Here is a 13,807-nt window from a genome sequence, read left to right on the forward strand (position 1 = left end):
CGACGTGAGGTGCACGCCCCAGCCCCGCGAAGCCGCGCCCCTGTTGCCGGACCCTCTGTGGGAACGATGTGAATCTGGTGTTGTGGCAGGAGCATCAGATTCACATCGTTACGCGCCCCTGCCAGTAGGGATGTGGATCAAGGAGCGGGACTGGGGTGCGTGCCGAGGAGACCGCGGCTCGGCGGATGTGGCGGCTGTTCGAACCGGTGCACGCCGTCACCTACCTCGCGCCGGCCTGCGCTGGAAGCGCCTGCGCGACCCGGTCACCGTGGTCGGCGAGATGGACGCCGCCGCCCGCGAGGCTTGCTGGGAACTTGGCGCCATGTCGGCCGCGAGCTTGGCCACCTGGCGGGGCAGTGTAATACTCTTACTTTGAGAAGTAGGAGGCGTCGATGCGGATCACGTCCAAGGGTCAGGTGACGATCCCGGTAGAGATCCGGGAGAAGGCCGGCCTCCTCCCGGGCAGCGAGATTAAGATCATTCTCGATGACGACGGCGTCCACATCGTGCGCGTGGAGTCAGGTCCGGGCGATGGGCGCGGCCAGCGCATTGTGCGCCGGCTTCGTGGCACGGCTCCGCCGGGCATGTCCACAGATGAGATCATGGCGCTCACCCGCGGCGAGTGACTTCCGTCCTGGTTGACAGCAACGTGCTGCTCGACCTGCTTGGTGACGATCCCCGGTGGGGCGACTGGTCTGCCGATGCGATCGCGGCGGCCGCGGACGAGGCGCAGCTCGTCATCAATCCTGTTATCTACGCGGAGGTCTCCGTCCGCTATCCGCGGATAGAGGATCTCGATGACACGCTCCGGCCAGAGGTATTTCGACGAGACAGCCTCCCGTACCCGGCGGCCTTTCTTGCTGGCAAGGCCTATACGAACTACCGCCGACGGGGTGGGACGAGGACGTCGCCCCTGCCAGACTTCCTGATCGGCGCACACGCGGCCGTCGCCGGCTATCGGCTGCTTACTCGCGACGCCGTCCGGTACCGGACGTACTTTCCGAAGGTCGAGCTGATCGCACCTTGATGTTCGGCGCCCCGGACGCGGCCGCTGCGAAGCCTGCTGGGAGCTCGGCGCGGCTACCTCCGCGGTCAACGCCTGACCCCGCACCCAAGTCTCCCATCAGTGAGCCACAAGATTTATCACATGTGGCGCGCTGACTCCTTGAGGCCGCCCGCGGCAGCTGCCGCAAGCCTCATGAACCACGCCTGATACACCGGCATCAGGACACCTTCGCTCACCGGCGGGTTCCAGCACCGGTGGGTTCCGCGATCTCTGCGGCGATCGCCGCGGCCACCTGGAGAGCAGCGACCATGCCCGCACCGTATCCGCGCCAGGCCCCCGGTACTACCTGTGGAGATCCCGAACTGTGGAGATCCCGAAAAGATGATCAGTTCCTACGCGCCCCCGAGGCCAGGGCGTCGTCGAGGGAACCGATGTTGACATAGGTCGACAGCCGGTGGATCAGCCCGTCACGCAGCAGGAAGAAGTAGCCGAGCCACGCCTTCTCACCGCGGGTGATGATCTCTGTCTGCACGGCGACATACTCGCCGTCAACCAGGATGGGTCCCAGGGTAGTGGCGATGTCACCAGGCGCGAACGCGGTCATCCACTGCCGGTAGTGCTCCGTGACGATCTGCCTGCCCGCACGCAGGCGAACCCCGTTGACGACCATCTCGCCGTCGGGCGCGAACAGTGCGCCGACCGCATCGGCATCCAGTGCCGTGTTCGCCGCGAAATACGCTGCGACAACCCCTGCCGGCTGTGCCAATGCGGCGGGTGCGACGTCGTGGGTCATGGTCGGATTCCTCCTGAGAGTTTCACCGCCGAATCGTGATTGACCGTAGCGTGAGCTCCGGGCTTGTCCTCTCGGCGAACTCAGGGGACTCAGGGGACTCAGGGGACACCAGAACGGGCACGTCCCGGACGACCTCGACCTCTGCGGTAGCTGCCGCACCCGCGGTTGGCCCGATGATGCCAGATGGGCTCACCCCAGGCTCCCCCATCAGCGGCTCGGACCCAGTGAACCGCGACCGGGCGTCCGCCACCATGCCACCGTCGGCGCTGCCCGGCCACACGGCGGAGGGAGTCACCCGGGTGTCGGGTGTCGGGTGTCGGGTCTCGGGTCTCGGGTGTCGACAACAACGTGAGGTGCGCGCCCCAGCCCTGCGAAGCCGCGCCCCTGTTGCCGGACCCTCTGTGGGAACGATGTGAATCTGGTGTTGTGGCAGGAGCATCAGATTCACATTGTTACGCGCCCCTGACAGTAGGGATGTGGATCAAGGAGCGGGGCTGGCGTGCGTGGCCCAGCTCCGCGACGCCGCGTTCCCAATTGCTGGTCGCTCTTGGTGGGCGTTTGGGAACGTGCTGCTCGATCTGCTTGGTGACGATCCCCGGTGGGGCGACTGGTCTGCCGATGCGATCGCGGCGGCCGCGGATGAGGCGGAGCTCGTCATCACTCCGGTGATCTACGCGGAGGTCTCCGTCCGCTATCCGCGGATAGCGGATCTCGATGACACGCATAACCGGTATCGATCCTCATCCAAAGGGTGGCGGCACGCAGCGCCACGCTTGCCTGCCACGGGTACGTACCCATACCCTGATCCGGATGAAGGGAGCTTCCCGTGGCTGACGCCAACATCCGCATCCCTACCGATGCGCGCGACCGGCTCGCTGAGATCGCGGCGGCCGAGGGCTTGTCCTTGCGCGCTTATCTCGCCCGTCTGGCGAGCACCCTCCTCACGCCAGCCGAGCGCGCGGCGCGTGCCGAGCAGGCCCGTGCGGAGCTGCTGAAGTGGAACGGCTACGACCTCACCGAGGCGGAGGCTGCGCAGGTGGACGCCGATCTTGATCGTCGATTGGCAGAGGTACGTACCCGGTGACCGGAGCGCTACACGTCATTCTCGACGACACCGCCCTGGTTGCCGCCGGCCGCGGCAACGTCCTGGCTTCTCGCCTCATCCACCGGGCACACGTGGAGTCGGGGTGGTTCCTCTATGCCGCGGCATGTGCGCTGGTCGAGGCCGACCGAGCCCGCCCCGGCACGGCCGAACACGTCGCAGCCCTGCCCGCCATCACCGTCGTCGACCTGGATCTACCTGCTGCCCTCTGGGTTGCTCAGGACGTCACGTGGGCGCTTGCGCACAGTCGGTATGCCGCCGAGCCGACACCCGATCGTCCCGAAGGTGCAGTCATCGCCACCGGCTCCCCGGACCGATGGAGGGACCAGGCGGTTCGCATTCTCGATCTCAGCCCGTGACACCAGCGCTCTTAGCGGCGGTTCACCGATGGGTTCCGCTGAGCTGGAGGCCGAGGACGCCCAGCACCACCAGCAGCAGCGAGACGACCCGCAGGAGGTTCAGAGTCTCCCCGTAGGCGACCACGCCGATGATCACAATCACCGCGGTACCGACCGCGGACCACACCGCGTAGGCGACGCCGATCGAGATCTGCCGCAGCACGAGGGACAGCAGGTAGAACGAGAGCGGGTAGCAGACGCAGACCACAACCGACGGCCACAGCCGCGTGAACCCGTCGGACGCACGCAATGACGTGGTCGCGATGATCTCTGCGGCGATCGCCACGGCCAGCTGCAGAGCCACAACCATTCCCGCACCGTATCCGGGTCGGGTCAGCTCCGGACCGTGATGTGCCGTAGCGCGAGTTCCGGGCTTGTCTTCCCCGCGACCTCCGGCGGCTCACCACATACCAGAACGGGCACGTCGCGGGCGACCTCGACCACCGCGACAGCGCTGGCCTCCCCGGTCGGCCCGCACCAGGCGAGCTCCACGGTCGCGGCCCGTCCGCCGTCGGTGACCTCGGTCCGCGAGGAGGTGATCTCGTGGTCGAGCCAGCCCCAGCCGAACCGTTCGAGCAGCTCCCGCTCGACTACCTGCCCCCACGGGTCGAGCGCGGTGGTGCCACGATACCTGTCACGCAGCGTGGCTGGATGGCTGGAACGGCGCATGATCCCGTCTAGCGTCGACGCATCGAGAAACCCCCAGGCCCGCCCGTCGGGGAGCGTGAACCCGGTCGGGGCGAACCGGTGCCCGCCAGTGTGGCTGCAACGGCGAACCCGTACGCCGGGCCAGGCCGACGCCGCTTCGATCTGCAGGCGGACTCCGTTCCTGCCGCAGCACCGGTCCCGTTGACCATGACCGCAGAGCAGGACCTCGGCGGGCGCTGCCTGCACGATCGTGTCGCCATTAGCGCTATCCGTGCTATCCGTGCTATCCGTGGCGTCCGTGGCGTCCGTGGCATCCGTGGCATCCGTGGCATCCGTGGCGTCCGTGGCATCTATGCGGCCACCCGCGTCGAGGAGCCGGATGAGCGCATCGACAAGTCGATCACGAGGCACTGTGTAGTCGATGCCCAGGAAACGGTTGGAGCCCGCTCGACGCCACCGGGTGATCAGCACGCCCGCTCCCGGGTCGAGGTCGCCCTCATCGGCCGGGTGCACCGCGAGCAGCCTGGTCCGGTTCAGACCACCGGGCCGGGAATGACGCAGGGCCGCCGCGAAGGCCGGGATTTCACTCACGTCGCGTGGCCACGGCGCGGGCGTCTCGACCAGCAGCAGCGTGTCGCAGGTCAGGGCCGATCCGATCGGGTCGACGCCCTGCTCCCGCGTCCACGGCGCACAGCGGAACGACAGCGTTGAGGAAGTGGTTTCGACGCTCATGGCCCCGCACCACCTTCATGATCGCCGAATTCCAGAAGAATCGTAGACTCCTCTTTATCACGAGCTCACCGACGGCGTGGGCGACGGGAAGCCGGTCGACGACGTCGGCACGACCTGCGGGGTAGGAACGGGCGGTGTGGGTACCGGCGAAAAGGAATGGACAGGCAACGGCTCAACGGTCGTCAGTGGTTCGGGCGGTGACGGCCCCGTCGTGACAATGACGGTGATTTCGGTGGTCGGAGTCACCCCGGTCGGGCCGACGGTGCCCGGCGGAATCACACCAGGCTCGGGCAGCAGGGATTTCGATCCGGTGGGGCCCGACCGGATTTCCGGTGTCGGGCCACCGTCCGCGCCCTCAGGCGTCGCGGCTCGGCGTTTTGTCGTACCGGTCGGTACCGCCGCCGGACCCCCTGGAGCCGTGCCCGGCGCCCCCGACACGGGCGTCACCCGCGGTACCGGGTCCAGCAGCGAGTTCCGCGCCGCTCCTTGAGTCGCGTAAAGGAACGCGGACACAAGGATCAGCATCACACCGACGACGCCGGAACCGGCCTCGAGCCAAGGCCGCGCGCGAATTCGCAGCCACCAGGTGGGCGTACGTCGGCGCCTCTTCACCCGATCTCCTTACCTACTGTACTTTTCCCCACCTCACCGGTAGGTTCCACACATCCAGTAGGACGAGTCACGACCCGTTCGGGTTGCGATGTGGCCTCGCCCGATCCGTCGCGTCCGTTGCCCGATCCGTCGCGCGGCGGCTGTCTGGCAGGACGCCAGATCTCGGTTCTCCGCCCAGGTCCTCGGGCCGGGCATAGAGCGCCCGGCACACGATGATCGCCTGTTACTCCGGCGCGGGCTTCGACCCGGACCTGCTGACCTCAACCAACGGTGATCAAGTATTGACCATCGGCCTGAACGAGTTGTAGGAGCAGTAGGAGCAGCCCTCAAGGATGTGATTCTGGTGCTGGTCCAGCAGCATGAGAATCACATCCTTCGGCTCTGTGGACCGCCGGGTCCTTGCTGTGGACCGCAGCGTCCTTCAGTGGCCGCCGAACATGCCGCCCCGGCCGTGCCCCTGCCCACCGTGCCCCGGAGCATCGTGGTGACCCTGCATCTGGTTGCCGGCGAAGCCAGCCTCGCCAAAGCCGAAGTGTCCAGCGAGCCCCGCACCGGCGAGCGCGTTGTACGGCGGGAGCAACTCACATGGTTGGACGATCACGTAGCCGTCGCCCGAGAACTGCATCTGCCAGCCCTCCCCGGTGTTGCCGCGCGGCCGCCAGGCCGACGACGACGTCACGGCGGCCTGCATCGACACCTGCAGGCTCGATGACCAGCCCACCACCGCGTCGGCGTCCGCAAAGTAGTAGTTCTGTGGCGTGACGCGCATCACCAGCGGCGCGCCCGACGTCACCACCGCGACCTTCCCGTTTCCGGACAGCTCCACCTGGTAGCTACCAGCTCCGGCGATCGAGACCTGGGAATCTATGCGGACGACGTTCCAGTACAGATCCCGGTCGAAGGCGAGCACGTTCTTGCCGTCCACGGTCAGACCGTCACCGGCAAGGTCGAGGATATGCACATCCTGGCCCTGATTGGCAAGAAAGACCGTGCCTGCGCCGGATACCATCATCAGGTTCAGGCCCTCGCCACCCGAGAACAGCGAACGGAACTGGTGGCCCCAGCCCTCCCAGTGTGCGTCAAAGGTCGCGCCACCCTGATAGGCGACCATCGCACCCTTGCGGGCGTAGAACTCCCGCATTCCTTCGGCGCCGAGCGTCGCCTTGAGCATCTTCCCGTTCTGCAGGGTGAAGCGTTCCCCCGACTGCACCTCGGGATTGCCCAACAGACTGCTGCGAATCCCCCCTCCCGGACCGCCGGGCGGGCCGGGAGGCATTCCCGGCATCCCACCGGACGGTCCGCCCGGGAATCCACCGTGACTCATCGTCGCATCCTCTCACCCACGGACCAGATCACCCGCACAGGCCAGATCACCCGCACAGGCCAGATCACCCGCACGGACCAGGTCACCCACGGACCGACAGGTTCGGTCGCTCGTCCTCGCTCGGCTGCACCACGACGAAACCCTGACCCGAGAAGCCGAGTTGGAACGCCTCACCCGAACCGCGTCCGATCAGACCGCCCAGGCGCGCGGTACGCCGCGGCTGAACCTGCAGGCCGTCGGTATAGGCGACCAGCGCGTCGGTGTCGACGAACGTCGGAGCCTCCCGGGTGTCAAGCACGATCGGGGTGCCCTTCGCGGTCATCGCGACCCAGCCATGGCCGCGGATGACCACGTTGAACATGCCCATCCCGGACAGCATGTTCACCCCGCGGACGCGTTCGATCCCCCACTGGAGGGTTGTGTCGAACGCGAGGATGTTCTTGCCGTTGACCGACAGGCCCTCGCCAGCGAGCTGGGTGACGATGACCTCCTTGCCGTAGTCGGCCAGGTAGAGCAGGCCCTGGCCGACAGCGGTCATCAACGGCACGCCCTCGCCGGTTGCCCACGAGGAAGCGATCCGTCGCAACTGTGGCGGCTGCGGGTTGAAGTCGATCAGACCCTCATAGGCGATCATTGAGCCGACCCTGGCGAACAGGTCCTGCCCAGGCTGCATGACAACCTTAGCAATCTTGGAACCGTGCCTGCTCATCCGGTCCATGATCTGAGTCTGGCCGAAGTGATCCATCAGTGTTCCGTGCACCGCAGCCTCCTCCAGGTTTCTCATGGGCCTCCGGGCGTGCGAGACAAAACATGATCGCACACCCTTTGGCCGGTTAGACCTCTAGACCTCGTACGGCTGGACAACCACGAAATGCCCCTGGAAACCCATGAACTGCAGGGCGAGGGACTCACCGCTACTACCGGCGTAGATCTGGCGGGAGATGCGTACCTGGGTCGAGACGCTCACCCGCATTCCGGACGTCCAGGCCACCAGCGCGTTCATGTCGGCGAATGTGGGCCCGGCGACGTTGAGCGTCATCGGCGTTCCCCTGGTCATCACCACGATCGAGCCCTTACCGGACACCTCGAAATGAAAGAAGCCACCACCTGGGATGCCGGCGCTCTCGATCCTCTTGATCTCGGTGTCCAGGGTACTGTCGAACGCCAGGATGTTCTTGGAGTTGATACACAGGGACTGGCCGTCCAGCTCGACGATGTGCAGGTCGGCGGCGTCGTGGGCGAGGAAGACCTCACCGCGCCCCTTGCACGTCATAAGCTTCAGACCCTGCCCCGTGAGCTTGTTCTCCAGCATCCCGCGCAGGCCGGAGCCCTTGTAGTCGAAGTCGATGTCGCCCTGGTAGGCCACCATGGACCCGCGCAGTGCGAGCACATCGGGGCCCTGGCCGAGGGTCGCCTTGACGAGTTTGGCATTCTGCTGCGTCCACCGGCCAGCCGTGGGGACCTCACGGTAAGGGTCCAGGCTGTTCATCGCGCCCGGCGCCACCGGCTGACCCTGCGACGGCAGGATCTCGGTCAGGCCGGCCCCCCCGGATGCCTGCGTGCCGTACCCGGCCCCGGGCTGCGCCGGGTAGCCGGGTTGCGGTTGGCCGGACCCCGGCTGCGGTTGAGTCGGTGCGAGTGACGCGGACGGAGCAGACCCCGATGCCGGCGCCCTTGCCGGCTTGGCATAACCCGTCTCGGGCACCGGAGGCGCCACGGTCCGGGTGGCGCCGGGTGGCGGACCGAAGCCGTCCGGCGCTGCCGGTGGTGGTGGGGTCGGCGTGTCCTCCACATCCCCGCCGAAGGACCGGATCAGCTCGGCGAGCCCGCCGTCGAAACCCTGCCCGACCGCCGCGACCCGCCAGACCCCCTTACGATAGAGATCACAAATCATGACGGCGCGTTCGCTGGTGAAATCCGCGCCGCTGAACGCGTAACGCAGGACCTCGCTGCCACCGACGACGATCCGGAAATAACCCGACGAGATCTGGGACGCGGCCCCGGCTCCGTCGATCGCCGCGCAGAACGACAGCTTGTCGATACCCGCCGGCACCTTCTCCAGCGTCACCCGGAACGACTGGATGTCACCGGCCTGCTCGCCCAGTAGCTGGATCGACGCTTCGGGCGAGGTGGGCTGGTTGAAGAAGACAAAGTACCGGTCGTCGGACAGCTTGTCGTTCGCGTCCAGCCCGAAGCAGGACACGTCCCAGGTCAGGCCGGGCGCGGCGAGCCCAATGCCGATGTAGAGGTCAGTGCCGGGGGTGATCGCGGACAGCTGGCTCTTCTGCCCACGATTGAACTGCTGGACCACCGTGCTCTCCTTCGCCCTTCCTGCCAGCCGGTACCGGGTGAGTCTGCGTCGGGTCAGCCGGTACCGGTACAGCCTGCGCCGGTACAGCCTGCCTCGCATCCGGTCTGTCAGCATTGCGCCCCATCGGAAGACCAGCCTGTCCGCAACCTGACAGGCTGACAGGCTGCCGACCGAACGATCCTGCCTCCGCTCACGCTTCCCTCGCCTCGGGAAACTTCAAGGAAGGTAGCAGCTCTGATTACGGACGTGTTCGGCGCAACCGGGTCGCGCGCCGGCTCCGCACAGCGTTCACTGGAGTCATGCGGTACGTCGATGGAGTAACCACGAAAAAGAAGATCTCTGCGATCGGGCTGGGCGCATGGCAGTTCGGCTCCCGGGAGTGGGGCTACGGCGCAGCCTACGCGGCCAGTGAGGCGCCGGCGATCGTCCGGCGGGCGCTCGAACTCGGTGTGACGTTCTTCGACACGGCCGAGGTCTACGCGTTCGGACGCAGCGAACGGATCCTGGGCGGCGCCCTGAAGGAGGCCGGCGCGCTCGAGACGGCCGTCGTCGCCACCAAGCTGTTCCCGGTGCTGCCGGTCGCGCCGGTCGTCGAACAACGCGCGGTTGCCAGCGCCAACCGACTCGGCGTCCGCCAGCTCGACCTCTACCAGGTGCACCAGCCCAACCCGCTGGTCCCGGACACCAGCACCATGCGGGGTATGGCCGCGCTGCAGCGGGTCGGGCTTGTCGACGCGGTCGGGGTCAGCAACTACTCGCTGGAGCGGTGGCAGGCGGCCGAGGAGGCGCTGGGTGTGCCCGTGCTCTCCAACCAGGTGCAGTTCAGCCTTGTGCGGCCGCAGGTCGAGCGGGACCTCCTGCCGTACGCGGTGAAGAACGATCGGTTGATCATCGCGTACAGTCCCCTCGCACAGGGTCTGCTCTCAGGTCGCTACACCCGCGAGCATCGCCCGACGTCGCGGGTCCGGGCGATGAATCCCTTGTTCCTCCCGGAGAACCTCGACGCGGTACGGCCGGTCCTCAACGTCCTGCGCGATGTTGCCGCGGCACACGACGCGAGCCCGGCACAGATCGCGCTGGCGTGGGTGATCCGGCATCCGAACGTGGTGGCGATCCCCGGCGCCTCCACCGTGGCGCAGCTGGAGAGCAACGTGGCCGCCGCCGACATCGAGCTGACCGAGGTGGAGTACAGCGCTCTGAAGGCCGCCTCAGACGCCTTCGAGCCGGCGCTCGGGCCGCGAGCCGCCATTTCCGCGATCCTGCGTGGTGGCATTCGCCGTTCATAAGAGCCTGTTAAAGATCCACAATAGACTTTGGATGGCTGTCAGTCGGGATCCGGGCTGGACATGACATGGAACGGCGGGCAGACCGCCGAGGAGTGGTAGGCGGCCGCCTCCAGCGCGAGGCCCACCCGTTCCAGCGGGTCGAGGTGGGCACTACCGAACAGGGAACCGAGCGCGAACTCCTCGCCGCAGCCGACCGCATCGTACAGGTCGATGCTGCGGCCGATCTGGAAGTCGGAGTCGATCCGGTAGAGCCGGCCACGGATGCCGACCAGGAACACTCCGCCCTCCTCCGAACCCGATTCGTTGCGCGCATAGCCGCCCTCACGCAGACAGTCGCGCACCGCGGAGATGAAGTCGGTGGCCATGAACCGATCTATGTCCCAGGTCTGCGGGAGGGGCGGAACCAGGCTGTACCGCAGGAGCTGACCCATCCGGAACGACGATGTGAAGCCCATGATGAACTCACTGTTGCGGAACACCTTGGTGTCGGCGCGGACCGTGATCGAGTAGCCGGCCACGCCGGCACTGTCACCACCAATGATCACCCTGCCGTCATACTCAAGACCGACGATGCAGGTCACAACGAGGAAGCATATCCGGTCGAGACGCGAGGTGTCCGACAAGCCCCGGATAGCCCCCATCACACATATTTCGCCTCATCGGGCTGCGGGAAGAGGCTGTTCGGCCCAGATGATCTTACCGTCGCGAGTCTGGCGGGTTCCCCAGCGCCCAGCGAGCGCAGCGACCAGGAACAGACCGCGTCCACCCTCGTCAAGGGTTCGGGCGCGGTATAGGTGTGGGGCCGCGCTGCTGGCGTCGGAGACCTCGCAGATGAGGGCGGTGTCCCGAATCAGCCGCAACTGGATGGGCCCCCGGGCATGACGGATCGCGTTGGTGACAAGCTCGCTGACGAGCAGCTCTGTGGTGAACGCGGCGTCGTCCAGCCCCCACGCTGCGAGGGCACGCAACGCCCCTGCCCGGGCGTGGGTGACGACGGCTGGGTCAGCGGGTAGGTCCCAGCTGGCGACCTGGCTCTCATCGAGGGCCCGGGTGCGGGCAACCAGCAGCGCAACGTCATCGGCGGGATGTTCGGGCAGCAGGGTTTTGAGCACCCGGTCACAGGTGGCCTCCAACGACGGCGAGAGCTCCGGCGACGAGGGCAGGAGTTCGTCGGTGGGCCGAGGCGGGGCGAGTGCACTGCGCAGCGCGTCGAGCCCCACATCGATGTCATGCGCGCGGGACTCGACCAGCCCATCGGTGTAGAGGACGAGCAGACTGCCCGCCGGCAGTTCGACCTCGGCTGCCTCAAACGGCAAAGCGCCGAGCCCGAGCGGCGGGCCGGCAGGTACGTCCAGAAAATCGACCGTGCCATCAGGGGTGACCAGGGCGGGCTGGAGATGACCGGCTCGCGCCAGTGAGCAGAGACGGGACACCGGATCATAGACGGCGCACAGACAGGTGGCACCGATCTCGTTGACGGCATCGCGGTCCGAGGGAAGGACACTTCCCGCAGCGTCGTCGTAGTCCGCGGCGAGACGCACGACCACGTCGTCCAGACGGGTGAGCAACTCGTCCGGTTCAAGATCAATATCGGCCAGTGTGCGGACGGCGGTACGCAGCCGGCCCATGGTCGCGGCGGCATGGACACCATGGCCGACGACGTCGCCGACCACCAGGGCCACCCTGGTTCCAGACATCGGAATCACGTCGTACCAGTCACCACCCACGCCGACCTGGGAACTGGCCGGCAGGTAGCGGGAGGCGACCTCGACGGCGCTCTGTTCGGGCAGCCGTTGTGGCAGCAGACTGCGCTGAAGGGCGAGTGCGGTCGTGCGCTCACGGGTGTAACGGCGGGCGTTGTCGATGGACACCGCAGCCCTGGAACCGAGTTCCTCGGTGAGGACGAGGTCATCCTGTTCGAAGGCTTCCGGGCGCCGGTGTCGGGCGAATATCGCAACTCCGAGGGTCGTTCCGCGGGCACGTAGTGGCACCGCCATCACCGAGTGGAACCCGTGCTGAGGGGCCACGGCCCCTGCCACCCATCGGGCGACATCGGGGTCGGCAATCCGGTTCAGAATGGGCTGGCCGGTTGCCAGACATCGGGCTGGGGGCGAGAAGGCCGGATAGGTGTCCACCTCCCCCAGCTTGATCACATTCTCCGCGCTGCCTTCGACAACGGATCGGTGGGCGACGCGACGCAGGGCGACCGGGCCGACCAGCGGACCGGGAGCCGGCTCACCCCCGTAGTACACCGAATCGAGCAGATCGACGCTGGCCCAGTCCGCGAGTGCGGGGACGGCCATGTCGGCCAGCTCCTGGGCGGTCCGGGTCACGTCAAGGGTGCTGCCGATACGGGTGCTCGCATCGTCGAGCAGGGCCAACCGCTGCCGGGCCCAGTACTGCTCGCTCACATCGAAGGCTGCGGCGAACACGCCCAGCACTCGACCGTCCGAATTCTTGATCGGCGACATGCTGGTGGCCCAGGCGTGGTCGCGGGGCTCAGAGGGGGCTCGAACATAGTTCTCGTAAACCACCGATCGACCGGTTTCCACCACCTGACGCAGCTTCTCGGCAAACCCCGCGTAGCTGGGGTTGCGCAGCGCATCCATGAACGACTGCCCGCGTAGGTCGTCCTCCTCAAGGCCCAGCATGGATTTCGCGCCGACGCTCAGCCGCCAGAACCGAGTCTCGGCATCGTAGATCACGATAAAGAGCTCGGACTGCGTAAACCCCCAGTCCGCGATCGTCCGATCGTTCACGTGCGCGAACGGATTCTCCTCCGGATCCCCTGGACTCTCCGGATCCCCTGGGCTCCCCGGATCCCCCTCCGCTCCGGGGACGACCAGGAACCACTGAACCCCGCCGGCAGCGTCCAGCAATGGATAGGCACACAGTGTCAGAATCAGGATTCGGCCGTTGCGGTGACGCACAGCGACCTGCCCGCTCCATCCCCGCTGCTCCGCCACGGCCAGACGCAAAGCGCCCGGAATGTCGGTGGCAAGGATGCCGACCCCGGACTTCCCGACGATCTCATCCGGCGAATAACCAAGCATCCGACCTGCAGGCGCGCTCCAGGCGATGACGGTGCCATGCGGATCAACCGCGGCTGTGGCCGCATCCACCACACCAAAAAAATCATCAATCCGACCGTCGACGGTCGGGCCACGTGTCTCCAGTGTCATCTATCTCGCTCTTCCCCCTCGCGCCCCGGTTAGAACCAGGAAATCGCGACCCATACCCGACAGCGGAAGCTGTGGTCAACCACCCGGGAAGCCGGAGTCGCCAAGAGTGAGCATGGCCTGACAGACCTCGGCCGGACACATCGGCGGCTCGGGCAACGAGCTGGCCCGTTCAGCACGAAAGGCGTCGAGCATGAGGCCGAGGTGACGTTGCCAGGCTTGGGGAGCGACGCTGCGGGTCGCCTGGATGATGCGGGTGTTGGCCCAGATGAGAATGGCGATGTCCTCCGCGGTGACATCGTCGCGCAGCGTGCCCTGCTGCTGGGCGCGGGCGACGATGCGGCAACTGAGATCGTAGGCGCTGCTTCGAGCCTCCTCCAGCCGATTGGCCTTGGGCAGGTGCATCGAGGCCACGT

General features: G+C 66.8%; 14 protein-coding genes and 1 pseudogene. 6 read left to right on the top strand and 9 right to left on the bottom strand.

Annotated elements, in window-relative coordinates; all coding sequences use genetic code 11:
* Positions 1-392 precede the first annotated feature (392 nt).
* Positions 393-626, top strand: a complete 234-nt coding sequence (locus U9979_RS15735) for an AbrB/MazE/SpoVT family DNA-binding domain-containing protein (protein WP_322749250.1) — start codon at positions 393-395, stop codon at positions 624-626.
* The gene (locus tag U9979_RS15740; RefSeq protein WP_322749251.1) at positions 623-1,027 is read left to right on the top strand and encodes a type II toxin-antitoxin system VapC family toxin; all 405 of its coding nucleotides are present in this window, start codon (positions 623-625) and stop codon (positions 1,025-1,027) included. The genes U9979_RS15735 and U9979_RS15740 overlap by 4 nt, the downstream gene beginning before the upstream one ends.
* 364 nt (positions 1,028-1,391) lie before the next feature.
* Here the strand turns inward: U9979_RS15740 and U9979_RS15745 are convergent, their stop codons facing one another.
* Positions 1,392-1,799 carry a nuclear transport factor 2 family protein gene (locus tag U9979_RS15745; RefSeq protein ID WP_322749257.1) on the bottom strand — a complete coding sequence of 136 codons (408 nt, stop codon included), beginning with the start codon at positions 1,797-1,799 and terminating at the stop codon, positions 1,392-1,394.
* Positions 1,800-2,625: 826 nt separating this feature from the next.
* On the opposite strand from U9979_RS15745, the gene U9979_RS15750 reads away from it, so the two are divergent.
* Both U9979_RS15750 and U9979_RS15755 read left to right on the top strand, forming a co-directional pair.
* Positions 2,626-2,883, top strand: a complete 258-nt coding sequence (locus U9979_RS15750; RefSeq protein WP_322779969.1) for a hypothetical protein — start codon at positions 2,626-2,628, stop codon at positions 2,881-2,883.
* Positions 2,880-3,260, top strand: a complete 381-nt coding sequence (locus U9979_RS15755; protein WP_322779970.1) for a hypothetical protein — start codon at positions 2,880-2,882, stop codon at positions 3,258-3,260. The genes U9979_RS15750 and U9979_RS15755 overlap by 4 nt, the downstream gene beginning before the upstream one ends.
* Positions 3,261-3,282: 22 nt before the next feature.
* On the opposite strand, the gene U9979_RS15760 is transcribed toward U9979_RS15755, so the two are convergent.
* Together U9979_RS15760 and U9979_RS15765 are read right to left on the bottom strand one after the other, a co-directional pair.
* Positions 3,283-3,609, bottom strand: coding sequence for a DMT family transporter (locus U9979_RS15760; RefSeq protein ID WP_322755077.1), 327 nt, complete (start codon positions 3,607-3,609; stop codon positions 3,283-3,285).
* 23 nt (positions 3,610-3,632) lie between these two features.
* Positions 3,633-4,679 (bottom strand): sucrase ferredoxin, encoded by a 1,047-nt coding sequence (locus U9979_RS15765; protein WP_322779971.1) that lies wholly within the window; start codon positions 4,677-4,679, stop codon positions 3,633-3,635.
* A 76-nt stretch (positions 4,680-4,755) separates the two neighbouring features.
* On the opposite strand from U9979_RS15765, the gene U9979_RS15770 reads away from it, so the two are divergent.
* Complete coding sequence (locus tag U9979_RS15770) at positions 4,756-5,169, top strand: hypothetical protein (RefSeq protein WP_322749262.1); 414 nt, start codon at positions 4,756-4,758, stop codon at positions 5,167-5,169.
* Positions 5,170-5,712: 543 nt separating this feature from the next.
* Here the strand turns inward: U9979_RS15770 and U9979_RS15775 are convergent.
* The 3 genes from U9979_RS15775 to U9979_RS15785 form a co-directional block, all read right to left on the bottom strand.
* Positions 5,713-6,615: an AIM24 family protein gene (locus U9979_RS15775; RefSeq protein ID WP_322749263.1), complete on the bottom strand. Its 903-nt coding sequence runs from the start codon at positions 6,613-6,615 to the stop codon at positions 5,713-5,715.
* Positions 6,616-6,697: 82 nt separating this feature from the next.
* On the bottom strand, positions 6,698-7,375 hold the full coding sequence (locus tag U9979_RS15780) for an AIM24 family protein (protein ID WP_322749268.1): 678 nt from the start codon (positions 7,373-7,375) through the stop codon (positions 6,698-6,700).
* An 81-nt stretch (positions 7,376-7,456) separates the two neighbouring features.
* On the bottom strand, positions 7,457-8,926 hold the full coding sequence (locus U9979_RS15785) for a TerD family protein (RefSeq protein ID WP_322779975.1): 1,470 nt from the start codon (positions 8,924-8,926) through the stop codon (positions 7,457-7,459).
* 299 nt (positions 8,927-9,225) lie between these two features.
* On the opposite strand from U9979_RS15785, the gene U9979_RS15790 reads away from it, so the two are divergent.
* The gene (locus U9979_RS15790; RefSeq protein ID WP_322779972.1) at positions 9,226-10,212 is read left to right on the top strand and encodes an aldo/keto reductase; all 987 of its coding nucleotides are present in this window, start codon (positions 9,226-9,228) and stop codon (positions 10,210-10,212) included.
* 38 nt (positions 10,213-10,250) lie between these two features.
* Here U9979_RS15790 and U9979_RS15795 read toward each other — a convergent pair whose 3' ends face one another.
* The 3 genes and pseudogenes from U9979_RS15795 to U9979_RS15805 all read right to left on the bottom strand — a co-directional run.
* The gene (locus tag U9979_RS15795; RefSeq protein WP_322779973.1) at positions 10,251-10,793 is read right to left on the bottom strand and encodes a hypothetical protein; all 543 of its coding nucleotides are present in this window, start codon (positions 10,791-10,793) and stop codon (positions 10,251-10,253) included.
* 75 nt (positions 10,794-10,868) lie between these two features.
* Entirely contained in the window at positions 10,869-13,394 is a 2,526-nt protein-coding gene (locus tag U9979_RS15800; protein ID WP_322779974.1) for a SpoIIE family protein phosphatase, read from the bottom strand.
* A gap of 75 nt (positions 13,395-13,469) precedes the next feature.
* Positions 13,470-13,807 (bottom strand): annotated as a pseudogene (locus tag U9979_RS15805) (TetR/AcrR family transcriptional regulator); the annotation flags it as partial.

The sequence above is a fragment of the Protofrankia sp. Cas4 genome, assembly GCF_963555915.1.
Lineage (GTDB): Bacteria > Actinomycetota > Actinomycetes > Frankiales > Frankiaceae > Protofrankia.